Source organism: Geobacter psychrophilus, from assembly GCF_056821595.1.
In genome coordinates this window covers 4,013,644-4,039,979 of record NZ_JBXDTU010000004.1, presented here as the reverse complement: position 1 = coordinate 4,039,979, position 26,336 = coordinate 4,013,644, and the positions used below count along the sequence as shown (strand labels likewise).

The 26,336-nt window shown below is 52.9% G+C and carries 25 protein-coding genes; 9 read left to right on the top strand and 16 right to left on the bottom strand.

Annotated elements, in window-relative coordinates:
* Nucleotides 1–12 precede the first annotated feature (12 nt).
* Nucleotides 13–579: a hypothetical protein gene (locus ACOCF6_RS21350; RefSeq protein WP_482462344.1), complete on the top strand. Its 567-nt coding sequence runs from the start codon at nt 13–15 to the stop codon at nt 577–579.
* A gap of 26 nt (nt 580–605) precedes the next feature.
* Here the strand turns inward: ACOCF6_RS21350 and ACOCF6_RS21345 are convergent, their stop codons facing one another.
* The 5 genes from ACOCF6_RS21345 to ACOCF6_RS21325 form a co-directional block, all read right to left on the bottom strand.
* On the bottom strand, nt 606–1,673 hold the full coding sequence (locus tag ACOCF6_RS21345; protein ID WP_482462343.1) for a PilZ-like domain-containing protein: 1,068 nt from the start codon (nt 1,671–1,673) through the stop codon (nt 606–608).
* 3 nt (nt 1,674–1,676) lie between these two features.
* The gene (locus ACOCF6_RS21340) at nt 1,677–1,868 is read right to left on the bottom strand and encodes a DUF1858 domain-containing protein (protein ID WP_482462342.1); all 192 of its coding nucleotides are present in this window, start codon (nt 1,866–1,868) and stop codon (nt 1,677–1,679) included.
* A gap of 105 nt (nt 1,869–1,973) precedes the next feature.
* Complete coding sequence (coaD, locus tag ACOCF6_RS21335; RefSeq protein ID WP_482462341.1) at nt 1,974–2,459, bottom strand: pantetheine-phosphate adenylyltransferase; 486 nt, start codon at nt 2,457–2,459, stop codon at nt 1,974–1,976.
* Nucleotides 2,456–3,019, bottom strand: a complete 564-nt coding sequence (gene rsmD, locus ACOCF6_RS21330; protein ID WP_482462340.1) for a 16S rRNA (guanine(966)-N(2))-methyltransferase RsmD — start codon at nt 3,017–3,019, stop codon at nt 2,456–2,458. Before rsmD ends, coaD begins: the two co-directional genes overlap by 4 nt.
* A gap of 72 nt (nt 3,020–3,091) precedes the next feature.
* Nucleotides 3,092–4,321: an endonuclease Q family protein gene (locus tag ACOCF6_RS21325; protein ID WP_482462339.1), complete on the bottom strand. Its 1,230-nt coding sequence runs from the start codon at nt 4,319–4,321 to the stop codon at nt 3,092–3,094.
* A gap of 161 nt (nt 4,322–4,482) precedes the next feature.
* Here ACOCF6_RS21325 and nadB point away from each other — a divergent pair, with 161 nt between their 5' ends.
* From nadB to ACOCF6_RS21310, 3 genes are all read left to right on the top strand, one after another.
* Nucleotides 4,483–6,096: an L-aspartate oxidase gene (gene nadB / locus ACOCF6_RS21320; protein WP_482462338.1), complete on the top strand. Its 1,614-nt coding sequence runs from the start codon at nt 4,483–4,485 to the stop codon at nt 6,094–6,096.
* Between the two features lie 74 nt (nt 6,097–6,170).
* On the top strand, nt 6,171–6,449 hold the full coding sequence (locus ACOCF6_RS21315; RefSeq protein WP_482462337.1) for a chorismate mutase: 279 nt from the start codon (nt 6,171–6,173) through the stop codon (nt 6,447–6,449).
* 15 nt (nt 6,450–6,464) lie between these two features.
* Nucleotides 6,465–6,674, top strand: coding sequence for a hypothetical protein (locus tag ACOCF6_RS21310; protein WP_482462336.1), 210 nt, complete (start codon nt 6,465–6,467; stop codon nt 6,672–6,674).
* A gap of 112 nt (nt 6,675–6,786) precedes the next feature.
* Here ACOCF6_RS21310 and ACOCF6_RS21305 read toward each other — a convergent pair whose 3' ends face one another.
* The 5 genes from ACOCF6_RS21305 to ACOCF6_RS21285 form a co-directional block, all read right to left on the bottom strand.
* Nucleotides 6,787–7,839, bottom strand: a complete 1,053-nt coding sequence (locus ACOCF6_RS21305) for an EAL domain-containing protein (protein ID WP_482462335.1) — start codon at nt 7,837–7,839, stop codon at nt 6,787–6,789.
* Nucleotides 7,840–7,998: 159 nt separating this feature from the next.
* Nucleotides 7,999–8,790 (bottom strand): PP2C family protein-serine/threonine phosphatase, encoded by a 792-nt coding sequence (locus tag ACOCF6_RS21300; protein WP_482462334.1) that lies wholly within the window; start codon nt 8,788–8,790, stop codon nt 7,999–8,001.
* Nucleotide 8,791: 1 nt separating this feature from the next.
* Complete coding sequence (locus ACOCF6_RS21295) at nt 8,792–10,207, bottom strand: hypothetical protein (protein ID WP_482462333.1); 1,416 nt, start codon at nt 10,205–10,207, stop codon at nt 8,792–8,794.
* A 119-nt stretch (nt 10,208–10,326) separates the two neighbouring features.
* A complete protein-coding gene (locus ACOCF6_RS21290; protein ID WP_482462332.1) occupies nt 10,327–11,364 on the bottom strand; it encodes a hypothetical protein in 1,038 nt (345 codons plus the stop codon).
* A gap of 490 nt (nt 11,365–11,854) precedes the next feature.
* Nucleotides 11,855–12,754: a serine/threonine protein kinase gene (locus tag ACOCF6_RS21285; RefSeq protein ID WP_482462331.1), complete on the bottom strand. Its 900-nt coding sequence runs from the start codon at nt 12,752–12,754 to the stop codon at nt 11,855–11,857.
* Nucleotides 12,755–13,213: 459 nt separating this feature from the next.
* On the opposite strand from ACOCF6_RS21285, the gene ACOCF6_RS21280 reads away from it, so the two are divergent.
* The 3 genes from ACOCF6_RS21280 to ACOCF6_RS21270 all read left to right on the top strand — a co-directional run bounded on the left by ACOCF6_RS21280 (nt 13,214) and on the right by ACOCF6_RS21270 (nt 15,824).
* Nucleotides 13,214–14,332: an FHA domain-containing protein gene (locus ACOCF6_RS21280; protein WP_482462330.1), complete on the top strand. Its 1,119-nt coding sequence runs from the start codon at nt 13,214–13,216 to the stop codon at nt 14,330–14,332.
* A gap of 80 nt (nt 14,333–14,412) precedes the next feature.
* Nucleotides 14,413–15,336, top strand: a complete 924-nt coding sequence (locus tag ACOCF6_RS21275) for an AEC family transporter (protein ID WP_482462329.1) — start codon at nt 14,413–14,415, stop codon at nt 15,334–15,336.
* Between the two features lie 245 nt (nt 15,337–15,581).
* Nucleotides 15,582–15,824 carry an HVO_A0114 family putative DNA-binding protein gene (locus ACOCF6_RS21270; RefSeq protein ID WP_482462328.1) on the top strand — a complete coding sequence of 81 codons (243 nt, stop codon included), beginning with the start codon at nt 15,582–15,584 and terminating at the stop codon, nt 15,822–15,824.
* Between the two features lie 326 nt (nt 15,825–16,150).
* Here the strand turns inward: ACOCF6_RS21270 and ACOCF6_RS21265 are convergent, their stop codons facing one another.
* The 6 genes from ACOCF6_RS21265 to rnc all read right to left on the bottom strand — a co-directional run bounded on the left by ACOCF6_RS21265 (nt 16,151) and on the right by rnc (nt 24,374).
* The gene (locus ACOCF6_RS21265) at nt 16,151–17,284 is read right to left on the bottom strand and encodes a tail fiber domain-containing protein (RefSeq protein WP_482462327.1); all 1,134 of its coding nucleotides are present in this window, start codon (nt 17,282–17,284) and stop codon (nt 16,151–16,153) included.
* Nucleotides 17,285–17,686: 402 nt separating this feature from the next.
* Complete coding sequence (locus ACOCF6_RS21260; protein WP_482462326.1) at nt 17,687–19,858, bottom strand: glycoside hydrolase family 44 protein; 2,172 nt, start codon at nt 19,856–19,858, stop codon at nt 17,687–17,689.
* 202 nt (nt 19,859–20,060) lie between these two features.
* Complete coding sequence (locus ACOCF6_RS21255; protein ID WP_482462325.1) at nt 20,061–21,368, bottom strand: aminotransferase class I/II-fold pyridoxal phosphate-dependent enzyme; 1,308 nt, start codon at nt 21,366–21,368, stop codon at nt 20,061–20,063.
* A 169-nt stretch (nt 21,369–21,537) separates the two neighbouring features.
* Nucleotides 21,538–22,611 (bottom strand): M42 family metallopeptidase, encoded by a 1,074-nt coding sequence (locus tag ACOCF6_RS21250; protein ID WP_482462324.1) that lies wholly within the window; start codon nt 22,609–22,611, stop codon nt 21,538–21,540.
* Nucleotides 22,612–22,614: 3 nt separating this feature from the next.
* The gene (locus ACOCF6_RS21245) at nt 22,615–23,673 is read right to left on the bottom strand and encodes an elongator complex protein 3 (protein ID WP_482462323.1); all 1,059 of its coding nucleotides are present in this window, start codon (nt 23,671–23,673) and stop codon (nt 22,615–22,617) included.
* The gene (gene rnc, locus ACOCF6_RS21240) at nt 23,670–24,374 is read right to left on the bottom strand and encodes a ribonuclease III (protein ID WP_482462322.1); all 705 of its coding nucleotides are present in this window, start codon (nt 24,372–24,374) and stop codon (nt 23,670–23,672) included. The genes ACOCF6_RS21245 and rnc overlap by 4 nt, the downstream gene beginning before the upstream one ends.
* A gap of 301 nt (nt 24,375–24,675) precedes the next feature.
* Between rnc and tmk the strand changes: the two genes are divergently transcribed.
* Both tmk and holB read left to right on the top strand, forming a co-directional pair.
* On the top strand, nt 24,676–25,332 hold the full coding sequence (tmk, locus tag ACOCF6_RS21235) for a dTMP kinase (protein WP_482462321.1): 657 nt from the start codon (nt 24,676–24,678) through the stop codon (nt 25,330–25,332).
* Nucleotides 25,319–26,299 carry a DNA polymerase III subunit delta' gene (gene holB, locus ACOCF6_RS21230; protein ID WP_482462320.1) on the top strand — a complete coding sequence of 327 codons (981 nt, stop codon included), beginning with the start codon at nt 25,319–25,321 and terminating at the stop codon, nt 26,297–26,299. The genes tmk and holB overlap by 14 nt, the downstream gene beginning before the upstream one ends.
* The last annotated feature ends 37 nt before the right edge of the window (nt 26,300–26,336 follow it).

Here is a 26,336-nt window from a genome sequence, read left to right as displayed (position 1 = left end):
GAGTTTAGTAGTATGAACCATTTTGCCCTGTTCACCGATGTGAGCGTGAATCCCCAACTCAAGCTCGGGGTTGGAGGTTATCTGCTGCTTCCGCTGCAGTACCTGGAGGTCGGTCCTGACGACGTACAGCGCAGTGAAATTTCCGCAATGCTTAAAACCAGGCGGCTTGAGGATACGTCATCGACCCTGCTTGAAGTCCAGACCGTGTTGTGGGCCCTAGAGGAATTGAAAGAGAAACTGGAGGGTTGTGCCCCTGGTGGTCTGCAGATCTACACCGATTCCCAGTGTGTTGCCGGTCTTGCAGGACGCAGAGCCGGCCTGGAACAGATGAATTATATCGCGAAACGTTCAGGGCTGCCGCTGACAAGTGCCCCTCTCTACCGCGCGTTTTACGCAGCATATGACAAACTGGGTTTTCAGATGATCAAGGTACCAGGGCACTCCCGTGCCTGCACCCACGACACCATCCAGCGGATTTTTTCGTATGTCGACAGGGAAGTCAGGAAAGAGCTGGGACTTTGGCTGGGGGGAACAGCACAGGTGATTTATAAGGCACATTACCGGGACAGCAAGGATTGATTAATATTTATTAGATGTGCCGCAGGCTATTTTTTCTGCATTTCAATATATTTTTTCAGTTCATTCTCGAATTTTTCCCCGATCTCGTTCTTCGGGTGTTCAATCGCATAATGCTTGAAATAGTTTACCAGTACCATCACGACGGCAATCATGGCCGCCCACACCAGCACCTTTTTACCAAATTCCCTCCAGTTAATCCCTTCCACTGGTTCAAGGGTGTCTTCATCAACATCAAGCAGGGATCGAAACAGGTATTTTTCACGCAACTGGCGTATCCGTTTCAGCTGCACGGAAGCAATGTGATTGATGATCGAATCGCGGTCGCGTTCATCGATGAAGACAAACTGCAAACCGGTATTGAAGTACTCAGCGTCGTCACCTGCCGCGTAGTTGCGGTTGGCGAAGACCACCTTGACCACGACATCGATTATCCGCCGGGGCGCCGGTACCAGGATCTCCAGCAGGACGTATTCCCCCTGCTCAAAACCCTGGTGGGTCATGATGCGCAGTCCGCCGCCGCTTACATTGGCAGCCAGCGGTATGATGGTGTCCCAGGACTCATCATCCTGATCGTCGTTTTCATCATCCTCCTGACGCCTTTCCTGGGGCAGCTCGGCCGCACCGTCAACAAATTCACTGTCCCAGCGTCTCTGTTTGCGGGCCAGTTCACGGTCAATGCGCTGCTCCCGGCGCTTCTCCCACTGCTTCATGAGAATTTCGGGATGCTGTTCCTGGGAGATATAATACTTGATGGGCAGAAAGGCATCGATGCGATAGAACTCGCGCAGTTCATCGGAGACGATCTCGCCGATCAGGCGGAGCAGCAGCTCCTTGGCATGCCCCTCGCTGACGATAATCGCCCGGCAGGAATAGCTGTTACCCTCCTTGCCGCCGCGCAGCTCAAGAATCTGCCCCACATGCAGAGAGACCCTGACCGGCAGCTGGTCACGGGAAAGCTGCAGGGAAACCAGATCCTCATCGATTTCATGAATGATGGCCCAGTCATTGAAAACCTCGGCATTGGGCAGGGGGATGCCGACCCCGACCTTCATTCCGGCCGGAAAACTACCCGCATACTGGTCCATATCGCTCATGAATTAAACCAAAGAACGGTTCAGGGCATCAAGCAGTTCGGCAATGGCAACCTTATGTACACCGGCGCCATGTTCGAGGGTTTCCAGATCAGCGATCTGGCACTCGTAGCAGTCGAGATTGAACTTCTGAAATACGGGGAGGGTTTCGGGATGCTGCCTGATGATATCGGCGATAATCATGTCTTGTGTGATCATGGTGTGCACCTCGTGGCGATAACTGGGATACGTACGTTACTGAAACAATCCTGTCGTACCAAACACAGGAGGCGCCATGGCGGCGCCTCCTGACCGGCTGTCTAGCTAGTCCAGACCATACTTGCCGCGCAGGGCCTTCTTGACTTCGGGAGGGACAAAACCGTCAATGTTGCCGTTCAGTGAACAGACCTCCTTGACGATAGAGGATGAAAGGTAGCCGTACTGGAGCGAGGTCATCATAAAGAGTGTCTCCACATTCTGGCTGATGCAGCTGTTCATCTGGGCAATCTGGAATTCGTATTCGAAATCCGAAATGGCCCGTAAGCCCCTGATGACAACATGCGCCTTTTTGCTGGCAACATAATCTATCAGAAGCCCGGTAAACGTGTCAACCGTGACCCGCCCCTGTCCCTTGACCACCTGGCTGATCAGGTCTATGCGCTCATCAAAACTGAACAGGGCATTTTTCTGGGAGTTGCAGGCCACGGCAACGACGACCTCATCGAAGACCTTGAGGCCGCGATTGATAATGTCCAGGTGCCCGTAGGTGATCGGATCGAATGAACCGGGATACACAGCTATCTTCTTCATTGAGACTCCCTGACAAAAAATTCAAGTGCCGTATCGCCATAGACTCGTCGATCAATCCTGACAAGCATACCAACATGTTCTGCCACAGGTACTCTTGAGGAACATTCCATCACCAGCAGGGAATGCTCTGACAGGAGATCAAGCGTACTCAACGCATCCGCGACAGCGCCATACAGACCGGCAGCATAGGGCGGATCGAAAAAGACCAGATCAAAGCTTTTCCCGTGTCGGGACAGCAGCTGCAGCCCCTTCAGCGCGTCAAGCACGACACATTCCGAGTGCGTTGCAAAACCGGTACGGGCAAGATTGCCCTTCAGCACCTGTACCACCTTGAGATCATGCTCGATAAAACAGCAGCAAGCTGCTCCGCGGCTTAAGGCCTCGATCCCCAGGCCGCCGGTTCCGGCACAGATATCCAGGACCCGGGACCCTTCCAGCTCGAGCCGGCTGGTAATAATACTGAAAAGCGCCTCTTTGACCCGGTCGGCTGTGGGGCGGGTCTGCATCCCGACCGGTGCCGTCAGCCGCACACCCCGCGCAGTCCCTGCTATAACGCGCATGACCGGATCACCTCCAGAATTGACCTACCCCGCACTAAACTGCGGGGAAATTACCTTAAATACACAGCAGCGTCAAGCCGGAACCGGCATGATTTTACCGAATTCCCCATCATAACCCGGGCTGATCCGGACAATGCCCTGGCGCATATTGCAAATGGCCGATGCTACCGCCTGCGATGAGGCCCGGGCAATCGCCTCTTCCGGTGCTTCACGCAGGATATGAAACTCGCTGCCCAGCTGTTCCAGCAGGCCGAAGTAGATCGCCTGGACCCGCTTGGAGGCTGTCCCGTAACCGACGATCGACGCGATCAATTCTACCAGTGGAACAATCGATTCAAAAGGCGGAAACACGTCCGGCTGGTCAGCAACAGTCCGACGGGCCAGTTCCACAACCCGGTGCAGCACCCCCACTGTCAGCTTTCCGCCGCACGTCGGACAGCGGCCGTTATAGGAACGGGTCTCCTTGGGCTGCAGACAAATGCGGCAGCCGCGATGACCATCCAGATAATATTTCCCCTCCTGGGGAAAGAACTCGATGGTGCCGGCCAGACCGATGCCCGTTGATAGCGCTGTGCTGATCGCCTCATAGCTGCGCTCAACATTGAACAGGGTGGCTTCCCGCCCCAATTTAGCGGCTGAATGGGCATCCGAGCTGGAAATCAACTGAATGTCGTCCAGCATCGGCAGTCGGCGATTCATGGCCGGGTCGGAGGAGAGCCCGGTCTCGATCGCCCGGATATGGGGCGTCAGATCGCCGAAACATTCCTCCAGGGAGTCAAAGCCGGAAAATGCGCCGAAGACCGAAAAATGCGGGGTCCAGGCGTGGGCCGGGATGACCATGATGCGCGGGGAGATCTCCAGCATCATTTCCAGCAGGCGATAGGCGTCCAGCCCCAGAATCGGGCGGCCATCAGAGCCCAGATTCCCGATCCGGGCCAGGGCGGCATTGATGCTGAGCACCGTCTTGACATCGGGCGCCAGCAGCACCAGGTGTACCTTGCGGGTGCGCTCATGGCGGCGATAGATGCAGCTGATCTCGGCGCTCAACAGAAAGCGCAGCTCAGCCCGGCAGGATGGAAACACCTCCGGCAGCTGCAGCGAACCCCTCATTTTCATGAGGCCGCCGCCATCCTCCTCCAGTTTGTCCTGCAGCTCGGCAATCCAGCCGGGATGGGTGAAGTCACCGCTCCCGACCACACCAATCCCCTTGAGCTGCGACCATTGCCAAAGGGTTTCGGGAGACAGATCCCGGCTGCAGCCGCGTGAATAGCGTGAATGGATATGTAAATCGGCAATCAGCATGGTCTGTTGTCCTGTCCCAGTAAATCATTTGCATAATCACGCAGCGGAAACGTAAAGTCCATCATTAAAGCGCAGATTTTGTCCTCTCTGCTTGACAAAACAGCCACCAAAGTCAATAATTCAAGCTTTCTCCGTATACACTATCAGGAAGGAAGTCCTTTATGCGTATTGAAAGCGATTTTCTGGTCATCGGCAGCGGCATCGCCGGTCTCTCCTTTGCCCTTCAGGCAGCCAACCATGGCAGCGTCGCCATCGTTACCAAGCGTGATATCTCCGAATCTGCCACCAAGTACGCCCAGGGCGGTATTGCGTCGGTATTCTCGGCCGAGGACTCCTTTGAGGCCCACATCGAGGACACCATGGTGGCCGGGGCCGGCATCTGCCACGAGGACGTAGTCCGGATGGTGGTGGAGGAAGGCCCCCAGACCATCCGCAACCTGATCGAATGGGGCGTCAAGTTCACCACCAATGCCAGCGACGACTATGACCTGACCCGCGAAGGGGGCCACAGCGCCCGGCGCATCCTGCATGCCGAGGACATCACCGGCCGCGAGATCGAGCGGGCCCTGGTGGCTGCGGTCCTCCAGCACCCCAATGTCCAGGTCTACGAGAATCATATTGCCGTCGACCTGATCACCACCGCCAAGATTGAACGCCGCAATCTGGAACGCTGCCGGACAGAACAGAACCGCTGCCTGGGGGCCTATGCCCTGGATAACAACAACGGCCAGGTCAAGACCTTTGCCTCCAAGATCACCCTGCTGGCCAGCGGCGGTGCCGGCAAGGTCTACCTGTACACCTGCAACCCGGACGTTGCCTCCGGAGACGGCGTTGCCATGGCCTACCGGGCCGGAGCCACCATCGCCAACATGGAGTTCATGCAGTTCCACCCGACCACCCTCTTCCACCCCCTGGGCAAATCGTTCCTGATCTCCGAGGCGGTCCGCGGAGAAGGCGCAGTCCTGCGCCGCCGCGACGGCACCGCCTTCATGGAGAAGTACCACAAACTCAAGGACCTGGCCCCACGCGACATCGTCGCCCGGGCCATCGACAACGAGATGAAGACCAGCGGTGACGACTGCGTCTACCTGGACATTACCCACGAACCGCCCGATATCGTCCGCAGCCGTTTTCCCAATATCTACCAGACCTGCATGGATTTCGGCCTGGACATGACCAAGGAGTGGCTGCCGGTCGTTCCGGCCGCCCACTACCTGTGCGGCGGCGTAGCGGTCAACACGGACGCCGAGACCGATATCCCCGGCCTGTACGCCATCGGCGAGACGGCCTTCACCGGCCTGCACGGCGGCAACCGCCTGGCCAGCAACTCTCTGCTGGAAGCGGCGGTCTATGCCGGTCGGGCCTTCCAGCACTCTTCCGAGGCGTTGAAAACCCTGCAGCACGACCCGCGGGAGATCCCGGCCTGGGATTCCGGCACCGCCACCAACAGCGACGAGATGGTCGTGGTCTCGCAGAACTGGGACGAGATCCGCCGCACCATGTGGAACTACGTCGGCATCGTCCGCTCGGACAAACGCCTGGCACGGGCCATGCGCCGCATCAAGCTGATCCAGGACGAGATCGAGGAATACTACTGGAACTTCAACCTGACCTCGGACCTGGTGGAACTGCGCAACATCTCCACCGTGGCCGAACTGATCGTCTCCTGTGCCCAGATGCGCAAGGAATCGCGCGGCCTGCACTACACCATCGATTATCCCGAACGGGATGAGGTGGGGGGCAAGAAGGATTCATTCATCAAGAAGCAGTTTTAATTCTAAATCCCTCCCAACCTCCTCTGACAAGGGGGGATTGAGGGGGGTTAGTTTTCAGCACATAGGAGCTATTCGTGGATATCAACGAAATACGCAAACGGATCGACCTGCTTGATGATGTACTGCTACGGATCTTCAACGAGCGCGCCCGTCTGGCTCTGGAAATCGGGCATCTCAAGAAGGATCTCAACCTGCCGGTCTTTGACCCCTCCCGGGAAAAACGCATCTTCGCCCGCATGAAGGAGGACAATCCCGGTCCATTGGATGATGAGGCCATTGTCAGGATGTTTGAACGGGTCGTGGATGAATCGCGGCGACTTGAACGCATCACGTCACATAAAGAAGAAGATTAAAGGAGATATCGCAACATGCTTATTATTATGAAAAAACACGCTGCAGAAGAGGCGTTGGACCAGATAAAGGAATACCTGATTACCCGGGATTTTGATATTCACCAGTCGACCGGCGCCAACCGCACCATCATCGGAGTGATCGGCGATACGGATACCCTGGATGACCATGAGATCGAGGCCATGCCGGGGGTCAGTCAGGTAGTCAGGATCAGGCGGGATGATTGAGCAGTGGCGGCGGGGAAACCCGCCGTTTTTGTTTTTGGGATGCAAGCGGGTTGCAGATCGCACTCCATAGAGACAGAACACTTTAATATTATAGAGTTTTTGAATAGAGTTGCTAGAGCGGGGCTGGATATCCGAAATAAAATCCTTGAGCGAGTTCAAAGCCGATAGCGCTGCAAGCTTCAGCCTCCTCACGACTTTCAACCCCTTCAGCCAACGTACGGATACCGGCGTCACGGGCCATCTTTACCAGAGTTTCCACCATGGAACGCGAAGCTTCAGAACGCAGCTGAATGTTCTGAATAATTGATATATCAAACTTGACCATGTCAGGCACCGAGTCAAGCAGTTCGACAAGCCGCGACTGGCCAGCTCCAAAATCATCATAAACAAGCAACATATCCAGATCATTAAGCATTGATCTCAGATTCTTCATCATCTCAACGGTGGTGATCGTATGTTCGTTTAATTCCATTCCCAGCTGCAAATCAGGTACAGTGCCTCTGAGTTTTCCCAAAGATTTTCCCAAATGCTTCAAATTCATCTCTTCCGGCAGTGTATTAAAGAGGATCAACTCTTTCACCCCGATGTGTGCTGCATATTCGAGCGCGTTACTCCTGAACAACTCACTCAATTCGATCTGCTTTTCCAGCCGCCGGGAAATCTGGAACAGTTGTATGGGGCAATTCGGGAGTCCTTCGTAGTCAATTCTTCCAAGAGTTTCATACCCTATTAACGTACTGTCAGAGAGAGAAACCATTGGTTGAAAGCATGGGACAACCGCCTTCAGGTCAAGCAGCCGCTCCAAATGTTCTGCCTCCGGACTCACCATCTGCGTGCATTCCGAATCGTCGGTCATTTCAACGACATCAAACCTGATACCGCCAATTGTTATATAATCTCCATGACTGAGAATATGATATTCGGTCAAGCGCCGGCCGTTGACAAAGGTACCATTGGTACTGCCGCAATCCCTGATCCGCCAGCCATCAAGCGTCTCGATGATTTCTGCATGTTTACGGGAGACCTCATCAGAGACAACAAGAAGACTTGATCCATCCTTCCGTCCGATGACAAACGGTGACTGCTCAATAGGAAATACCCACAAACTTCCATCTTGAGATTTTCTCTCTAACCTGAGCGGGATCGCTCTGCCTGCTGAAATCATAATATATTCCCCTGCATTTGCTCGTGTTGTCAAAAGTCATAGACTACATATTTTCAGGATTGATACCGAATATTTTCAGCCAGTTACTATGTTACAAACCACTGAAATAAATGAGCTCCATGTAAGCCTTACTTACCTGCAGTGCCTCCCGGCTACGGTTTAAGACGACGCTACCAGTACAATGGAGATGTTATCTCTTCCGCCGTTTGCATTGGCCGCATTAACAAGATCTTCGGCCAGTCTATCAAGACTGGCTCCTCCATGTGAGAGAATGGCTTCGATTTCAGAGTCAGACAGCATATCGGTCAAGCCATCGGAACAGATGAGGATCAGATCACCCTGCTTGAGTTCTGCAGTGTTGAAATCCGGGTACGGCGGATCCCCGCACCCGACTGACTTGGTAAGGGTATGAAATTTCTTTCGAGGGATCTGGTCAAGGGAAATGCCGGTTGCCAGCAGATGATCGCCCACCGTGTGATCGTTGGTCAGACGCTTGAAGGTAGTGCCGCCCATTGTAAAGGGAGACCTGACCTGAGTACCAACAAAGGGATCAAGGTGAGGAGGAGATCCGTTCTGATACAGATAGCAGCGGCTATCTCCGGCATTTACGATATACGCCTTATCCTCCCGTAAAACAGCTACAACAAGAGTTGTCCCCATCTTATTTAACAGCGAGTTTGATTGCGCTTTACTGACGATCTCCCAATGAGCGGTGTGCATGGCATGGACCATAAGCTCAAAATAACCTTCAACGTCAGTATGGGAAATATTTGAACGCAACACAGCATAGGCAGTTTCAACGGCAAGGGCGCTTGCCACTTCGCCGGCATTATGCCCGCCAATGCCATCGGCAAGCAGATAGATGCCAAGATTGTCATCCGTACGAATGCAATCTTCATTATTCTGTCGGACAAGTCCGGGATGGGTGGCATGAGCAGAGATCATATACATATCAATGTAATTTCGGCTGACAATGACGATGATAAATCGCCTTAAGATAGGAAGCTTTATCTGGCGTCAGGTTTTTATTGAAGTCACATATTGTAACTTTGGGAACTATGTGAACAGGAATGTCATTAACCATAAATTCATGCTGCGGGAAGTCTGTATCGAGCCTCTTCTTTACAAAGATTGCACCGGATAAATCTGTCATTGGCAATACCATGAATGGGATGCTCGTATTATTAATCGAACAGATTCCAATTACATCCAGATCCCTTTTCTGTATTTCTTTCAGCAGCTTAAGAGCCTGGCTGGTCAACTGAATATATATGTCAGGAGTTACATCAATTAACGTAAAGGTCCTGATATCAACGACTTCCTCATAAGAAATGAGAACAGTTGAAAATGGCGTATTGTAGCGTAAATTCAACCTGATTTCCCGATCCAGAAAAAAGATCGTGCTTTTGTCATTGTATACGCCCGGGGGGATTTCTATCGAATGGGTTATTGCTGCTACTGCACGCAACTGGGCTCTCTTGACAATAGTATCAATCGTTTCGGCAGAGTAACCGTTGGAAATCAGAATTGTCCGGATCTCTCCTGTTATCCCCCCTTGTCCCTGCTCAGAAACCTGCTCAATGATAGAAAGCAGCATCTCTTCATTTAGTTTGTCCGACTTCTTGAGATTCGCTCTGAGCCAGTCGCCTTGCAAAACAGAGATGGTCTCCGAAAACTGACTTGCCAGTTTTTCTGCTACCCCGGAAATGGTATTCGAAGCAACATCCTGCGATTTCAAGCGGTCAATAATTTCCCGCTCAATTCTTGTGACAGCCGTTTTAAGCATCTTTCCACCGCCAGAGGCAGCAGCTTCCGGTGATTGCAACGCAAGGGATCGACTCACTTTTTCAATGTAGTCGCTCAAAACTGCTGACATCTGCTCGTCGTCAGCCTTGGCGCCCCCCTTTTTAATTTCTGAAGCCAGCACTATAAGCCGGGCCGCTTCTTCCGGAGCGTCCTTGATCCCTTCAAGCAATTCATTGAAGGTGAGTCCAACCTGATCCGATGCCTCAATCAAAACCTGCATCATTCCTTCACTATCAAGCTCATTATTCAGTTCCTTCACCAGCGACAAGTATTCGGAAGGCGACATCCCTTCGGCAAAGAGACCATCTTTGAGCTGTGGCAGCAGAAACTTCAGCTCTTTTAAATCCGGCAGCATACGTCGGATAATCTGAGCCAGTCTCTTGACGGAAATAGTTCGATCGTTTCGGTATTCTTCCTTAATCAGCCGCACAATAACCTGGTAACTGAGCTGATTTATCTTGTCGATGGCAAGTTCTTCAGCAGCAGTCAGCTTTCCGGTCTCTTTCTGAAGCTTGAGATTCTCAAGGACTTTTTCCTTGAGCTTATAGATCGATTCAAGCATTTCAACCGGAGCAAGTGCAGCATCGTCTACTGATTGCTCTGATTCAGCAAGTTGATTGTTGAATGAATTAATTTGGCTTGCAATGAATTTGTTATAATCGGTCTGGGATAACTCTACCGTTACAGAGGTTCCAGTCCCAGTCCCCGTTCCAGTTCCAGTTCCAGTCCCAGTCCCTGTTCCTGTTCCTGTTCCTGTTCCTGTTCCTGTTCCTGTTCCTGTTCCTGTTCCAGTTCCCGTTCCTGTTCCTGTTCCAGTTCCCGTTCCCGTTCCCGTTCCCGTTCCAGTCCCCGTTCCAGTTCCCGTTCCAGTTCCAGTTCCAGTTCCAGTTCCAGTTCCAGTTCCCGTTCCAGTCCCCGTTCCAGTTCCAGTTCCAGTTCCAGTTCCCGTTCCAGTCCCCGTTCCCGTTCCAGTCCCCGTTCCCGTTCCAGTCCCCGTTCCCGTTCCAGTCCCCGTTCCCGTTCCAGTTCCCGTTCCAGTTCCCGTTCCAGTTCCCGTTCCAGTTCCAGTTCCAGTTCCCGTTCCAGTTCCCGTTCCAGTTCCAGTTCCCGTTCCAGTTCCCGTTCCAGTTCCCGTTCCAGTTCCCGTTCCCGTTCCCGTTCCAGTTCCAGTTCCAGTTCCAGTTCCAGTTCCAGTTCCAGTCCCAGTCCCAGTCCCAGTCCCCGTTCCCGTTCCCGTTCTCGTTCCAGTTCCCGTTCCAGTTCCCGTTCCAGTTCCCGTTCCAGTTCCCGTTCCAGTTCCCGTTCCAGTTCCTGTTCCTGCTCCTGCTCCGGTTCCAGTTCCAGTTCCAGTTCCCGTTCCAGTTCCTGTTCCTGTTCCTGTTCCAGTTCCTGTTCCAGTTCCAGTTCCTGTTCCTGTTCCTGTTCCTGTTCCTGTTCCTGTTCCTGTTCCTGTTCCTGTTCCTGTTCCAGTTCCTGTTCCTGTTCCAGTTCCTGTTCCAGTTCCAGTTCCTGTTCCTGTTCCTGTGCCGGTGCCGGTTCCGGTGCCGGTGCCGGTGCCGGTTCCGGTGCCGGTTCCGGTTCCGGTGCCGGTTCCGGTTCCGGTGCCTGCCCCGGTTCCAGAGGCGTTTCCAGCGGAACTGTGCAGGGATAGTAATTCCGATAATTCCTTGAGAATTTTATCTGGATCTGCCTGAACAGATGCTTCTGTCTTATTAACAACTTTGTCGTCGAGAGTAACTTTCTGGTACACAACGTAGTCGATTTTTACGCCATAAATACGTTCCTTAATGAAGTAAGCCTGCATGGAATTAACACTCTTGAAATCAGCCAGCGCACCCATTACATAAAAAAGTGCCTGAACACTTTCCACGGAAGCATCCCTGTCGAAGGTAACCGACTGGACACCTGATTTAATAAAACGGCTTACAATGCGTGAAACACTGACCAGTTTGTCTACGCAATGATTTTCAATAAAAATGGAGCCCCGTTCGGCAGTTACGGTGATACTGCTTGTAATATTGAACATTGGCTGCATAACTGAAAATAAGGATGCAGCGGTATCTTTGGTAGTCTGGTGACTTCCCCCATACATAAAAGCATTATTGAATGACAGGTTAAATGGCCTGGCGATCAGTAATGCCTGTTTTAAATCAATGGTAGTTTCTGACATATCCTGTTACGTCCCTGTTTTAAAATAAACCCATCATGATTAATTCAAGTTACGTTTACGAATGTACGCTTCAAGTGCGGTTTTAAATTCCAGGCAATCGGAAAAGCGGTGATCGGGTTGCGCCGCCATTGCCTTAAGAGTTATCGCTTCAAGCTCACAGTGTATCGAGGGATTAATTTCAGATGGCCTGGCTGTATAAAATGTATCCGGTTTATTTTTCTTACGTTCAATCATATCAGCAAGCGGTTCTTTATTCATCGGCAGAAAACCTGCCGTCATTTCCATGAGGATGACGCCAACGGAGTAGATGTCGGTTCGACCATCAATTATCGTCGTGCACGATGCCTGCTCAGGCGACATATACTTCGGTGTCCCAACCACCATCTGCTTGGAGTTGTATTCAGCCCAGACAGTCCGGGCTATGCCGAAATCCGCCACAAGCGCACGCTTGAACCGGTCATCAACAATAATATTTGCCGGCTTTATATCCTGATGAAAAACACCTTCTTCATGCGCATATCCGAGGGCATCGAGCACTTGGCAGATATACTGAATCGTTTCAGACAAGGGAAGGATCCGCTTGGTCGGAACAGGATGTTTGCGGGCCTTGGCGATGATTTCTCTCAGGTCGTGACCAACAACGAGTTGCATTACTTGAAAAAAGAAATCGTTCGTCTCTCCCATTTCGTACACAGGCACAATATATGGATGGTTAAGAATCCCGACCGTTTCAGCTTCATCGCGAAACATCTGCTGGGCTCTTGTGCTGCTGGCAAGCGATTTGGGAAGTATTTTAACTGCAACCTGGCGTTTGAGGGTAGCCTGGTACCCAATAAACACGGCGCCCATAGCCCCTTTGCCCAATAGTTTAACAAGCGTAACAGTGCCTATATTTGCACCTATATATTGAGTGAGGTCAGTGGAGGCTATGGTGGACATTGTGCGATCCCGATTAATTGTGCTTGAATAGAAACAATATCAATTTATAGTATCTGGTAAAAACACAAAACAAAGTTATGTAATGTTCTATCATTTTTACGTATCAGGTGGACAATAAAAATATTTCAGGCTTGTTACATGGTTAGCAGTAAATAAAAAAATTGAAACTGATCCGATTCCGCATTACGTGATTGCTAAAATAGCATGACTGAGATTTTTATCAGAAAACAAAAAAACTCTTTGAGAAATATTTAACCTGGTATACTTTATAACAATGGTATACTTTAATATCCGAATAAACGCTATAATAAATTCACTAACATACCGAAATGTGGTCGTCTAACGTGTATTACAGGAGAGATGCACACCCTGGCAGGTCAGAGGTTGAAACATCTGAAACATGCGACAGCATGATAGTAGACCATACTTTTTTGCGCGTTTTCAAGGAGTCAATATAACATGCAGCAACCTGCTATTCACACAAAGATAGACAGCTGCCAGTTTCCTCGGCAAAAGGTGCTCTGCGATAACAGGCCATTTTCCGGCGAGCAGTTACACAGCTTGCTAGGGATTATATACACAGCGTCTCCCCCCTTTACCGGATACCTCTCAGTTACTGGCGATGATTGTTCCCTATATTTTCTCTTTTTCTTTAATGGTGCGCCTTATGCGGCCGGCAGATATGCTGACGGCAAACCGGATTGCTACACTATCCATGAACTTGGTGGGCATCTGGCTAGATCCTCCAATCAGTCTATGACTATTTCCCTCTGCGAAACAGACCCGGTGCTGTTGAAAAGCATGTTGCTCTTTTTACAGGAAGAACCTGCCGTCAAGGCTCCTGCCTCTCTACTTGATTTCGAATACATTGTACGGCAGATAAACGAGGTTGGCGCAAATGCAATGGTCGCACTATGCCGTGACTGCAAATTCAATTTTTTCTATTTCAGGAATGGAAAAGCGACCCTTGCTCATTATTCTGATCTGTCTTTTGGGCGATCAGAAGGAATGACCGTCGATGAAGAGATGCTCCTCTATGCCTTTCAACCTGGAGACAAGGTCCAGGCCTTCGTTTTCCGTAACATGATTACAACCATGGCAGAGGATTCAAGCCTGATTGACAAGGATTCACTCTATAATCTTCTTACAATCGGATATCCCATAAACAGACGTAAAGCAAATGCACCTGCGCCAGGCGGGTATCCGACAAACAGACGTAAAGATGACAAACAGAGAACAGTATTGCCTGCAATGGAGGGGAACGAGGATTATCTAAAGGAAAAACCGAAACATCTGAGCATCGTACTCTCTGTGGAGTCGGGGCCGCTGCAGGGAGAACGTTTTTCTATGGCGCTTCCTTGTACAATCGGAAGAAAAGGCTGTGATTTGATCTTAGACGATAACTTCATTTCACGTCGACATGCAGAAATAAAATTTGTCGATAATATGCTGGTTATTGAAGATCTGGCGAGCACAAACGGCACCAGGGTTAACGGTAAAATTATTAAAAAACAGCAACTTGTTCCAAATGACCTCATATCAATCGGACCTGCCAACCTCAGAATCTCTCCGGAATAGTCATTCATTTATCAATTGACCTGAATCATTTTCGATTTGTAGCCTTATAATTTGAAACATATCCGTTCGAAAGAGCAGCAATGGCCATATTTGCCCACATTGTACTGAAAATCATGCTGCCGATCATGGTGCTGATCGCAGTCGGGTTCATTGCCAACAAACGACTGAACCTGGATTCCCGTACCTTTGCCAAGATCTTCATCTACATCTTCGTGCCCGCCATTTTCTTCACCAAGATCTATTATGCCAGCGTCCTGTTGAAGGATGTCTGGTTCATACTGGCGTATGTCATGGCTATTCAAATCCTGATGCTGGCGGTTTCAGCCCTTGTGACGCGCATGTTTGCCTATTCCCGCAGCAGAGGCAAGGCGCTGGGGAATTCGCTCATGTTCTTCAACAGCGGCAATTATGGTCTGCCGCTGGCCGACCTGGTGTTTAAGGGTTTGCCCAATGCCATGACCATCCAGGTGCTGATCATGCTGATCCAGAACGTCACATCCAACACGTTCGGGGTGTTCCAGGCCAGCTCGGCCAACGCCTCCCGTCGGCAATCCCTCCGCAACATGCTGGAGATGCCGACGCTGTATGTACTGGCCGTGGTGTTGATTGTGAAGCTGTTCAGCATCGAGGTGCCGGAGCAGATCATGGTGCCGCTCAAATACATTTCGGACGGGTTCATAGGAATCGCCCTGATTGCGCTGGGGGTTCAGCTGGCCGAAATCAAGCTTGATTTCAGGTTCGGCGATGTGCTGCTCCCCTGCTGCATCCGTCTGCTGATGTCGCCGCTGCTAGGTTATCTGATCGTCCTGGCTCTGGGGGTAAAAGGTATCCTGGCCCAATCCATGGTCATCGGCGTTGCCACGCCGACCGCCGTCAACACGGCCATCCTTGCCCTCCAGTACAACAATGAGCCCGAATATGCCTCCAGGATTGTCTACTTCACCACCCTGTTCAGCCCGTTAAGCCTGTCGGTGGTTATCTATTTTGCGACTACCTATTTGTAACTTTTCTTCTACAGTTCCTGCCTGAATTTCGGCACCAATTAGTAGACACGAAGAGCTTCGAGGAAATCGAGCGGCGTTTTGAAAAAGAGTGGATAATGGTGCTGGAGGAATATAATGCGAAACGTAACAGTTAAAACAGGAACTACCGAAGAATATTTCGCACATATACGCGAAATCGCCAAACAGATTGATCGCGGCGAGGTTCCAAAGCCTGAGTTTATACTTAGTTCGAAGATCCAGGCGATATGTTTGCTGTCATGAGCACGGCACGGCTGGGGCTGTTTCGCGCAGCCAAGACTGACCCCTCCTCCATAACGGCAATTGCATTGCGCCTGCACCGTGATCGAAGCTCGGTCAAGAGGGACGTTGATATCCTGGTTGCAGCCAGCCTTCTAAGTGTCGAGGAAGTATCACTTCCAGGACATGGGCGACAAAAATATGTGCGGGCTACGGCGGACAGGATTCAACTACAGGCGGTCGTTTCTTGATTGTCCAATATATTTGAGTTGATCATTTCAGCTGGAATCAGCCGGAATCAGCCGGAGTTCTGAATTCGACACCACAAAAACCAAGGGTTCCCAGCAACGGCCGGAGATACTTGATTTGTTATTGGGAAACTAGGTAACTCTCTGTATTTCATCAAAAAACCGGTTAGGCTACAAAAACCGGGAAGTGTCCCTAGTTTTTTCCCGAGAACGCTACCTAGGGAAGAGGCACTTAAATTCTGCGCTTTTGTTGACAACATTCTTCAAATTATCGATAAAACAAAAGTTGTAAACAAGTAGCCTCATACAGTTATTCTCGGCTCGGTGACTTACCTGAAGGCAACCTTTTGTGGCAGGTTCTCCAAGGATGTCAGTCTCTTCTCCATTAACTCAAGTGCCTTCTCTAGTTTCTCGATACGTGCATCTTTCTGTCTAATTGATTCCTGATGTTCCTTAATAAAGACCTGTTGCTCTTTCACCGCCTCAATCAGCACGGGTACCAGCTTGTCATAGGAAATGGCCAAGTAGCCCTTCTCGTCAGCTACCACCAACTCTGGCAGCACCTTTTCAACTTCTTGGGCAATAAGGCCGATCTGTCTACCCTCAGTAAAGCCCATCCCTTTATGCTCTTCTGTCTTCCAGTCATAACTCACTCCTCTGAGATGTGTCAGCTTGTCCAAAGATAGCTGGAGCGGCTTTATGTTCCGCTTGTAGCGTTCGTCGGAGGCAGACGACCATGACGATACCGTGAGTTTGCCATAAACTGTTGCTGTTGAGCCATTATCTGTAATGATTCCAGATATCAGTTGGATACCATTCCATCTAGGAATGCTGGTTTCAGCTAATGAGCCGATTTCTGATGTTTGTGTGCATGTTGCTGCGCTAACTGCGACGACATTTGACAGACCCGCCCCGTTACCCGAAAAGCCAGCTGCATTGAGGGTCCCGTTTACTGTCAAAGTTCCAGCACTGAAATCACCATAAATGAGAGGCGAAGTGGTAAAACCATTGTCAATGTAGAGTTTATTGGAACCAGTTTCATTAAACCCAGCCGTTTTACCGATAAAAACATTGTCATTACCTACTTGATTGTTATACCCGGACCATTTGCCAATAAAAGTGTTATTACTCCCAGCTGTATTTGAACCTCCTGAATAATTACCGATGAAAGTGTTGGCTTCCCCCGTAGTGTTCGCAATACCCGCACCGTTGCCAAAAAAACTATTGAATCTCCCCGTCAGGTTGTTTTGACCAGTACCATAGCCGAAGAAACTGTTGTATCCACCCGAAGAGTTGGCATTGCCGGAATTATAACCGAAGAAACTATTGAAGACACCAGTGACACTAAGTGAACCGGCTCCTGTTCCAAAAAAATTATTCGTTCCTTCTGTGAATCCCCACGAAGAACCCACCGTAGCTACCATAACCAACAACAAAATTAATCTGCAAACTCTTGTTTTCATAACAGACTCCTTGTGAGTTACTCACATATTTAAGTAGCTTCTGATTACGCCAATGATCAGTAATCTAAGCTGTTTGCAAGACGAAAAATATCATACTCTTTTTTATTATGCAAAGTGAAGGACAGAATTAACTTTGATTTTAGGAACAAATAGGTAGAGTAGTGAGGTGGTCGGGGTTTGTGAGACAACCTGAGTGGTAAAATAAGCAATGCTCCGATGTTGTTGTGGTTATTGGCTTCAGGCTGCCAGCTTCAGTTGTTCGATTCCCTGAGGAGAAAACTAGGGACACTTCCCGTATTTCCTGGCGCGGTGTAACGGATAAGATGAGAACTGAGGGGCCTGTTTTTGACACGAGACAATTTTAACTGACCAAAACGCCGTGAAACCTTTTACAATATGGCTTCACGGCATTATCAAGCTAACCCCTCCCATCCTGACTCTCCCCTGCCGCACGGAAATACTCCCCTGCAGTGCCGTTTGCGAGTTGCTTGCAGCATAGCTGGCATCATAGCCCCCCCTGATGAATACGTCGACACCCCGGTTGGCTGTCAATGACCCGGCCAGCGGGCCTCCCATGAGCATGATCACATCCCCCGTATTGGCGGCATTGTAGGCATCCTGCAGGGTGGCGTGGCTGGTGGCGCCGATGCGGACAAAGGGAGCCGGGGTGAAGGAGGCACTCACACTGCGGGCCTGATCCATGCTCACGGTGCATTCACCGCTGCCGCTGCAGTCCGCGCTCCAGCTGCTGAATACAGAGCCGGTGCTGGCGGTTGCAAGCAGCTTGACGCTGTCTCCCGCGGTGAAGCTGGCGCTGCATCCCGCGGATGAGCCGCTATGACAGCTGATCCCGGCAGGAATACTGCTGACCGTGCCGCTACCGGTTCCAGCAGTGGTAACCTCCAACGAATATTTCCGGGGCAGAATCTCCAGCAGGGTGATGGAACTGGCCGGGAAGCTGCCGCTGAAACCGTTGGCAGCCAGGGGCTGATCAGCCAGATGCTCGATGCTGTTCAGGTTCGCCGCGCTATAGCGGTACACGGCCGCGACATCCGGGAGCGAAAACCCGGCCAGGGTGACGACCCCGGTCTGGGTAATGGTCTGCTTGTTGATGATCACCACGGTCAAGGCCTTGTCAACGGTGCGCTGGGCGGCATACACCGCCAGGTTCGCCTGGTTGCTGCTGACGGCCTGGACAGAGGTTTCACCGAAGCCGTGCCCTCCCCCATCGTAATTGCGGAAGATGCGGAAGGCAAAGGCACCCGGCTGGGCTGAGTCCGGTGAGCCCCACAGAGTGGCCAGATCCAGACCCTCCCGGCCGAAGATTCCCAGGACATCGGCCTGCGTCAGGGCGCCGTTGATGCTCTCCAGTCCACCCCAGTTGTACTCGCTGATGGCCAGCTTGGTGCCGGGATAGTTGGCGCTGACCCACTCCCGCATGCGGGGGATCAGCCAGACCGTGTTGCTCCAGGTGTCTCTGATCCAGCTTTCATCCACATAGCTCGCATCCCACAGGGAGCGGGTGGAGCGCAGCCGAAGTGCCTGGAGCTCGGCATTACCCGCGGTCGTAAGTGCCACCCCTGCCTGGGGGTAGTAGTGCAGGTCCAGGTAGTCGAGAATCCGCAGACCGTGCTGCTGCTCGTAGGTCTGCATCTGCTGCAGGTACCAGGGTACAAAATAGGTGTTGCCATGGGTCTGATAATCGTCGGTGCTTGAGCCGCAGTTATCCTTGGCGGAATAAAAGTAGGCGCACCACCCCCACAGCACCGGCCCCAGGATCCGGGCCGTGGGGTCTGCGGCCTTGATGGCCGGGGCGTACAGGTACGTCCGATCGCGCAGTTCGTTGTAACTTGTTGGCGCCGGATGGACGTCCCGGTGGGTGCTGTTCCAGAGCATCGGCTCGTTGTCCAGGTTGTAGTAGCTGACCCCGCCGTTGGCAGCGGTGCCGTAGCGGCCGGTGAGGTGGCTGATCCAGTCGCTGACGAATGTGGTGGTGGTTTCAACACTGGTGTCGGTCGGGTCGTTGCCGGTGAGGTTGCTGCCGCTGTGCACGCCGTTGCCGCAATTCAGATCATATTGCCAGTCGTTGTCATCCTGAGCACCGTATTTCTTGATGCTGAAGCCGCAGTCTAAGGGGTGACTCTCCAAGCGCCGTTTTGCCACCCAGCCGATCAGCGGAATGGTCAGGATGCTCCTGGTGCCGGTGCGGAGATTCTGTTCCACGAAGCGGTCAGCCGCCGAGCCGTTAGGAAGCGTGGTGGTGTTGGTATTGCTTTCGGCGATGTTTTCGAAGTACCAGTCACTGCCGGTATTGTAGGTGTCGTTGAGCCAGTTGTATCGGGTGGTGGAGTTGCCGCCGCGACGGTTCACCGGCAGGCGCAGCTCATTGGCCAGGGCTTCGTCAGCGAAATTCATACCGTAGATATCGTCGCTGATCGTATGCCGACCGGCTGCAGCATCGATTGCAAGGGTAAGGTCGGCTGCCGGAGCGATCCGGACAAACGACAACAGACAGGCTGCCAGAACAAGCGAAATTTGAAAAAGGTTTCTGGTTCTGCGAAGAGGGGCTGTCATGGTCGATCTCCCGAAACAGTGACATCAGGGTTTCAAGGATAGGAATTTGTAGCTTCGGGATTTGAGATATACATCCGGGGCAGGGTAGTGTCAACGCTATTTCAGAGCAACTTGCCGAATTCCAAGGGTTATCGCTCATAAAAAAAGGCCCACCAATATGGCGGGCCTTTTTGCATGATTCAGAATTTTCAGACTCGGACTCTTAAGCCAGATCCTGAACTCCCTGATAGATGATATCGAATAACTCCTGGATATTTTCCTCGGCAATACAGGAAAACGCAATCCGCAGGTCGGTCTTGGTGGTGGAAATGGCACCGACCCCGTATTTATCCAGCAGATGGACGCGCAGTTTTTCAGCTTCCACGGTTTTCAATTTCAGACACATGAAGTAGCCGGAGTTGAAGGGGTAGTAGGTCCAAGCAGAAGCGTACTTGCCACTATCAAGCACCTGTTTCGTCTTCAGTGCGCGACCCTTCATGACCTGGAACTTCTCTTCCTTCTGGGCCAGGAAATTGGGTGAGCGCAGCGCCTCAATGACAAAGGTCTGTGACGGATGTGGACAGTTGGAGACCTTGGCACGGATGATCCCCATAGCCTTTTTCTCCAGGGCGGTTATGACAGGTGTATTTTCATATTCATTGCCATCGGCGAAGGTGATGAAGCCGGTACGGAAGCCCCAGACGAACTCTTCCTTGGTGGCGCCGTCCAGTTTGATCGCCAGGATGCGCGGATGCAGGTTGGCCAGTTTGCCGAACAGCGACTCCTTCAGGCTGTCCTCGTAGAACAGACCGAAATAGGCGTCATCGGCGATCGCAACGACGTTGCAGCCCGCTTCGGCCACTTCCTTGATGGCCGCCACGATGGCATCGCCTTCGGCTACGGTCGGTGTGTAACCGCTGGGGTTGTTGGGGAAGTTAAGCAGGACAATCGCCTTGCCCTTTTCTTCGGCGCTGTTCTTCAGTTCTGCCTTGAAGGCATCCACGTCATAGCCGCCGGTGGTGGTGAAGGTCGGGTGTTTCTTGACAATGGCACCGTTGCAGGTGCCGAAGGTCAGGTTGTAGTTGCCCCAGAGCATGTCGGGCAAGATCAGGTGGTCGCCTTTGTCAACAAACATGTCGCCGACAATGGAGAGGCCGTGGGTCAGGGCATTGGTGACGATCGGATTGCTGAAATGCTTACCGTTCTGGCTCGGATTTTCCCGCAGCATCTTCTCGCGCCACAGGGCACGCAGCTCAGGTTTGCCGGCCGGGGGGGCATAGGGATAGATATCCTTGGGATCAAAAGCGGAGAGCTTGTCCTGAATGCACTGCAGGAACATCGGTCCGCCGTTTTCAGTGGCAATGCCGATGGTGGCGTTATATTTGTGCGCTTTATCCTTGGCTTCGGCCGACTGGGTCAGAATACCCTTGGGGAAAAACAGGTTCTTACCGAGATCGGACAGCATCTCCAGTACATGCGGATTGTGCTGCGTTAGCAGATCGTTGAGTTCCTGGGCTAATGGGTTCATCATATTCCTCCTGGTTGTTGTTGCATCCGCCAAGGATGCAAGGCTAATTGATCATAAATTATAAAGAGAAAGTAGAACAACAGCGGTCCGTTTTTGTCAATAGTTAAATGCAACCTTTTCAATAATTACAGCGGGGATTCACGCCGTGTTCCGCGCACGATAATCCTGCCGTTCAGCGTGGAATAAACTCTTCCCTGGATGTGATCTTCCCCAGTGCCGCCACGATCAGCTTGGCAGCCTGCTCCAGATCACCCAGTGAAACCGTTTCCACCGATGTGTGCATATATCTGAGCGGAATCTTGACCAGGGCTGTGGCAACGCCGCCGCGCGAGATCTGCATGACATTGGCATCCGTACCGGTGGCACGCGGGCTGGCGGTATGCTGGATGTCGATCTTCTCTTTCTCGGCCGCGCTGGAGAGCAGCTCGAACAGGTGGGGATTGATATTGGCGCCGCGCGCCAGGATCGGCCCCTTGCCCAGACCGACCTCACCGTTGTGCTTCTTTTCCACGTCCGGCTGATCGGTAGCGAAATCGACCTCCACGCAGATGCCCACATCCGGATTGACCGTGTAACAGCTGGTAGTGCCGCCCCGCAGACCGATCTCCTCCTGAACCGATGAAACGCCGTACAGGTCCACATTCAGCTTTTTGCCGCTGGACCTCACCAGTCGCAGCACCTCGGCCACGACAAAACAGCCAGCCTTGTCATCAAAGCCGCGCGAAGCGACCCGGTCGCCGTGCAGGCGGGTAAATGAGCTTTCAAAGGTGACCGCATCCCCTACCCTGACCAGTTTCTGGGCCTCCTTCTTGTCCTTGGCGCCGATATCGATGTACTGAGCCTCCAGCTTGACGACCGTGTCGCGATCCTTGGCATCCATCAGATGGATCGGCTTTTTGCCGATAACCCCCGGCAGCGGACCGGCAGCGGTATGGATGTTGACCCGTTTGCCCGGAGTCAGGTGGGCATCAACGCCGCCGACCGCAGCAAAGTACAGGAAACCGCGATCATCGACATATTTGATCTGCAGGCCGATTTCGTCGGTATGGCCGACGATCATGACCTTGGGCAGGTCCTTGCCCTTGCCGGCGACCCGGGCAAATACATTGCCCATCACATCGGTGGTGATGTCATCGCAGTAAGGGGTGACATACTCGCGGAATACCCGCTGGGCAGGCTGTTCGTATCCGGAAGGGCTGGGGGCATCCAGCAGTTGTTCAAGAAATTTCAAGGATTCTTTACGCATGAGCTATTCTCCGTGGATAGTGTAATGAAGATCAGTTACCATGTTTCCCTTTATGCTTTTATTGAAACTATCGATAGCAAGTTCCTCTTTTTTAAGGGTTTCATCAGCCACAACCTTTGCCGATTCCACCCGGTCGCCCAGACGTTTCAGATTGATCCGCTCCTGCCCGTTTACTTCAGAAATACGCGACGGGTGACAGCGGATGGTACTGGGCAGACCTGCCGGGATGCCCGACAGCAGCCTGCAGAGCAGGTCAAAATAGAGTTCCGAACGGGTCAGCCGCCCCAGCGACGGATGCCAGCAGCCGCCCAGCACCGTCGTATTGTTGAGGCCCTCATCAGCCTGCAGGCCGATGCGGATAACCGGCACGGCCGCCCGCATGGACTCATGCAACAGTACCTTGCAGAGTTGTACGCCTTCATCAACGGTCAGCGGGACATACTCGCCGGACTGGAAGCGCCGCGCCAGTTCGGTGCCGCGCAATACGATCACCGGGTAGAACCTGAGAAAATCTGCTCCGGCAGCAATGACCCGCTGCAGTGAATTGAATGATTTTGCCGGTGTATCACCCGGCAGGCCCGGCATCAGCTGGGCTCCGACAAGCAGTCCGCCATCCCTGATACAGCGTATGGCCGCTTCGCTGTCTGCCGCGCTGTGCCCGCGGGCAGAGCGTTCAAGCACCCCATCATCCATGGACTGCACGCCCAGCTCAATGGTCGTGATGCCCAATAAAGACAGGCGCTTGACGATTGTGTCATCAATACAGTCAGGGCGTGTCGATATGCGTACCGACCTTATGTCACCGGACGCCAGCAGGCTCTGCAGTGGCTGGAGCAGCTGATCCTGTATCGCAACCGGCAGCGCCGTAAAGCTGCCGCCAAAGTAGGCCACTTCCAATGGACGGTCTCCGGCGGTGCGCTGCCAGGTGGCGATCTTTGCCAGGATCTCGTCTGCGCCCGGAATCTCGCCCGAAAAGCCGGAGATCGCACGCTGGTCGCAAAACACGCAGGTATGGGCACAGCCTTGATGGCTGATGAAAAATGGAACCGTAACCTTTTTCATGGTGCGCTGGCCGCAGCGGTCAGCAGGCGATGTAAGGCCTGGCTTGCTGCCGACTGCTGGGCGATCTTCTTGGAACGCCCCTGCCCTTCGCCGGCCACCTCGCCTGCTATCAGCACCTGATAGCTGAACCGGCGTTCGTGGGGAGGTCCCGTTTCATCAGACAACCGGTATTCGGGCGCAGCCAGTCCCCTGGCCGACAGCAGCTCCTGCAACTCGCTTTTTGCATCCCTGGATGCGGTCAGCCCCAGGGGCAGCAGCTCCTGAAACAGCGCTGCCACCAGAGAGCGGGCCGCTCCAAGTCCGCCATCCAGATACACCGCAGCGATCAGGGCTTCCAGCACGTCGCACAGGATTGAATCTTTATCACGCCCTGCGGTTTGCTCCTCACCTCTGCCGACCCGGATAAATGCGCCCAATCCCCTGCCACGGGCTATCCCCGCCAGGGTGCCCTGGTCAGCCAGTTGTGCCCGGGAGCGTGACAGCTCGCCCTCGGCAGCTTCGGGAAAACGCGCATACAGCATCTCGGCCAGCAACATCCCCAGAATCGCATCTCCCAGAAATTCAAGCCGCTGGTAATCGCCGCCGGCATGCTCCTGTTCGTTAAGAAACGAAGGGTGTGTCAAAGCCTGATGTAGTTGGGAGGTATCCGAAAATCGGTAGCCCAGGGACTCCTGGAGCTGCTCGCGTGCTGGGAAAGTCATGGCTATGACTATATGTCAGGCGGGGCGTATTTGGCAATAGAAAGTCATCAGGCTGAATGCAGAGCAGAACCGATTTCCGCTCGTGGCTTGACCGGTTCACCGCGAACGGGAAATCAGACCGTTACAGAGCTGAAAGCCGTTCGACCTGAGCTAGTCGAAGGGTGTCCCGGGCATGTCGAAGGAGGCAGGCCGGAATTCAACGGTTAGATTCATACCAATCACGTGCTGAATTCAGTTGATAAAACATGTGCAGTCCCCTATAATTCATCATTTCTGAGCACAAAGACAGGCGGCGCACGGCATGGGTTTTTTCATCACATTTGAAGGTGTCGAAGGGTGCGGCAAAACGACCCAGATCAAGCTTCTGCATGACCGCCTGACAATGGCCGGTTATCGGGTCACCATGACGCGGGAACCGGGCGGCTGCCCGATCGCCGACAAGATCCGCGCGATCCTGCTGGATGCCGAAAATCGCGGCATGCAGGCCCTGACCGAATTATTGCTGTATGCGGCGGCCCGTGCCCAGCACGTAGCCGAAATTATCTTGCCGGCCCTTGAATCCGGAGCCGTTGTGCTCTGCGACCGCTTCACCGATGCCACGGTCGCCTATCAGCATAACGGTCGCGGCCTTGAGCGCAGCACTATCGACGAACTCAACACACTGGCCTGTCGTTCGCTGCATCCCGACCTGACGATTCTGCTCGACTGTGACGCTGCCAGCGGCCTGGCCCGGGCCAGGAGCCGCATCGAGGCTGCCAGCGGCCCGCGCGAGGAACGGTTTGAGCTGGAAACCCTCCAGTTCCATCAGCGCGTCAGGGATGGCTACCTGAACCTGGCGGCCGGTGAACCGGGTCGTTTCCTGACAGTCAGTGCTCAGGGCAGCATTGATGAAATTTCTGAAGCCATAGCATCTCAGGTACTGGACCGCCTCGCGGGTAGCAGCCATGCCGTTCGCTGATATTACCGGCCATGAACAGATTGTAGAGGTTTTCCGGCGTTCCGTTCGCTCTGGCAAGATCTCCCATTCCTATATTTTCGAGGGGATCCCCGGCTGCGGTCGGCGAACAACGGCCCTGGCTCTTATCCAGGCCATCTTCTGCCGAGAAGTCGACGACGATGCCTGCGGGGTCTGCCCCTCCTGCCGCAAAATAGCCGGCGGAAACCACGCTGATATTCACTTCGTCGAGCCTTTGCCGGACAAGCGCGACATATCCATAGATCAGCTCAGGGAGATTCAGCGGGAACTGTCCCTGCGACCCTACGAAGCACCCCGCAAGGCCTGCATCCTGGAACCGGCCGAGCGCATGAGTGTGAATGCCGCCAATTCCCTGCTTAAAACCCTGGAAGAACCACCCGGCAATGCCATCATCATCCTGCTGTCCGAGAACGCAGACATGCTGCTGCCGACCATCCGATCCCGCTGCCAGTTGATCCGCTTTTCGCCGCTTTCCCCGGAACATGTCCGGCAGCTGCTGATCAGCACGGGTATTGCACCGGATGCTGCCGATCTGCTGGCACCCCTGTCTGAGGGAAGTATGCAGAGAGCAGGCGAACTGGACAATGACACCCTTTCCGCCCGCCGGGACGTGCTGGTTACACATATGTCGGCCCTGAATATTGGAAAAATCGCTTCTGTTTTTGACAGTGCCGAAGAGCTGGCCGGCAATCGGGATGAAACCCTGGCCTCACTGGATCTGCTGCTTTCATTTGCCCGCGACACGGTCTATCTGCACGCCGGCAGCACAGACATCGTCAACACGTCCATCCGCCCCGCTCTGGAAGCCTTTGCGACACGCTGCACACTCGAGGGCGCCTTGCAGATACTGGGCGCCATTACGGAAACCCGACGGGCGGTCCAGAGAAATGCCAATAACAAACTGGCACTGGATTGCCTGTTCATGAAGATGGCCGAGGTTATCACTTGATAGAAACCGGTCAGCAGTTTTGATTATAAAGAGGGAG

Coding starts and splice junctions, on each gene's coding strand:
- tmk (WP_482462321.1), top strand. CDS start 24,676: ATGGGTTTTTTCATCACATTTGAAGGTGTCGAAGGGTGCGGCAAAACG.
- holB (WP_482462320.1), top strand. CDS start 25,319: ATGCCGTTCGCTGATATTACCGGCCATGAACAGATTGTAGAGGTTTTC.
- ACOCF6_RS21250 (WP_482462324.1), bottom strand. CDS start 22,611: ATGCGTAAAGAATCCTTGAAATTTCTTGAACAACTGCTGGATGCCCCC.
- ACOCF6_RS21260 (WP_482462326.1), bottom strand. CDS start 19,858: ATGACAGCCCCTCTTCGCAGAACCAGAAACCTTTTTCAAATTTCGCTT.
- ACOCF6_RS21255 (WP_482462325.1), bottom strand. CDS start 21,368: ATGATGAACCCATTAGCCCAGGAACTCAACGATCTGCTAACGCAGCAC.
- ACOCF6_RS21245 (WP_482462323.1), bottom strand. CDS start 23,673: ATGAAAAAGGTTACGGTTCCATTTTTCATCAGCCATCAAGGCTGTGCC.
- ACOCF6_RS21310 (WP_482462336.1), top strand. CDS start 6,465: ATGCTTATTATTATGAAAAAACACGCTGCAGAAGAGGCGTTGGACCAG.
- ACOCF6_RS21275 (WP_482462329.1), top strand. CDS start 14,413: ATGGCCATATTTGCCCACATTGTACTGAAAATCATGCTGCCGATCATG.
- coaD (WP_482462341.1), bottom strand. CDS start 2,459: ATGAAGAAGATAGCTGTGTATCCCGGTTCATTCGATCCGATCACCTAC.
- ACOCF6_RS21350 (WP_482462344.1), top strand. CDS start 13: ATGAACCATTTTGCCCTGTTCACCGATGTGAGCGTGAATCCCCAACTC.
- ACOCF6_RS21345 (WP_482462343.1), bottom strand. CDS start 1,673: ATGAGCGATATGGACCAGTATGCGGGTAGTTTTCCGGCCGGAATGAAG.
- ACOCF6_RS21305 (WP_482462335.1), bottom strand. CDS start 7,839: ATGATTTCAGCAGGCAGAGCGATCCCGCTCAGGTTAGAGAGAAAATCT.
- ACOCF6_RS21280 (WP_482462330.1), top strand. CDS start 13,214: ATGCAGCAACCTGCTATTCACACAAAGATAGACAGCTGCCAGTTTCCT.
- ACOCF6_RS21265 (WP_482462327.1), bottom strand. CDS start 17,284: ATGAAAACAAGAGTTTGCAGATTAATTTTGTTGTTGGTTATGGTAGCT.
- nadB (WP_482462338.1), top strand. CDS start 4,483: ATGCGTATTGAAAGCGATTTTCTGGTCATCGGCAGCGGCATCGCCGGT.
- rsmD (WP_482462340.1), bottom strand. CDS start 3,019: ATGCGCGTTATAGCAGGGACTGCGCGGGGTGTGCGGCTGACGGCACCG.
- ACOCF6_RS21270 (WP_482462328.1), top strand. CDS start 15,582: ATGTTTGCTGTCATGAGCACGGCACGGCTGGGGCTGTTTCGCGCAGCC.
- rnc (WP_482462322.1), bottom strand. CDS start 24,374: ATGACTTTCCCAGCACGCGAGCAGCTCCAGGAGTCCCTGGGCTACCGA.
- ACOCF6_RS21340 (WP_482462342.1), bottom strand. CDS start 1,868: ATGATCACACAAGACATGATTATCGCCGATATCATCAGGCAGCATCCC.
- ACOCF6_RS21285 (WP_482462331.1), bottom strand. CDS start 12,754: ATGTCCACCATAGCCTCCACTGACCTCACTCAATATATAGGTGCAAAT.
- ACOCF6_RS21295 (WP_482462333.1), bottom strand. CDS start 10,207: ATGCTTGAATCGATCTATAAGCTCAAGGAAAAAGTCCTTGAGAATCTC.
- ACOCF6_RS21325 (WP_482462339.1), bottom strand. CDS start 4,321: ATGCTGATTGCCGATTTACATATCCATTCACGCTATTCACGCGGCTGC.
- ACOCF6_RS21300 (WP_482462334.1), bottom strand. CDS start 8,790: ATGTATATGATCTCTGCTCATGCCACCCATCCCGGACTTGTCCGACAG.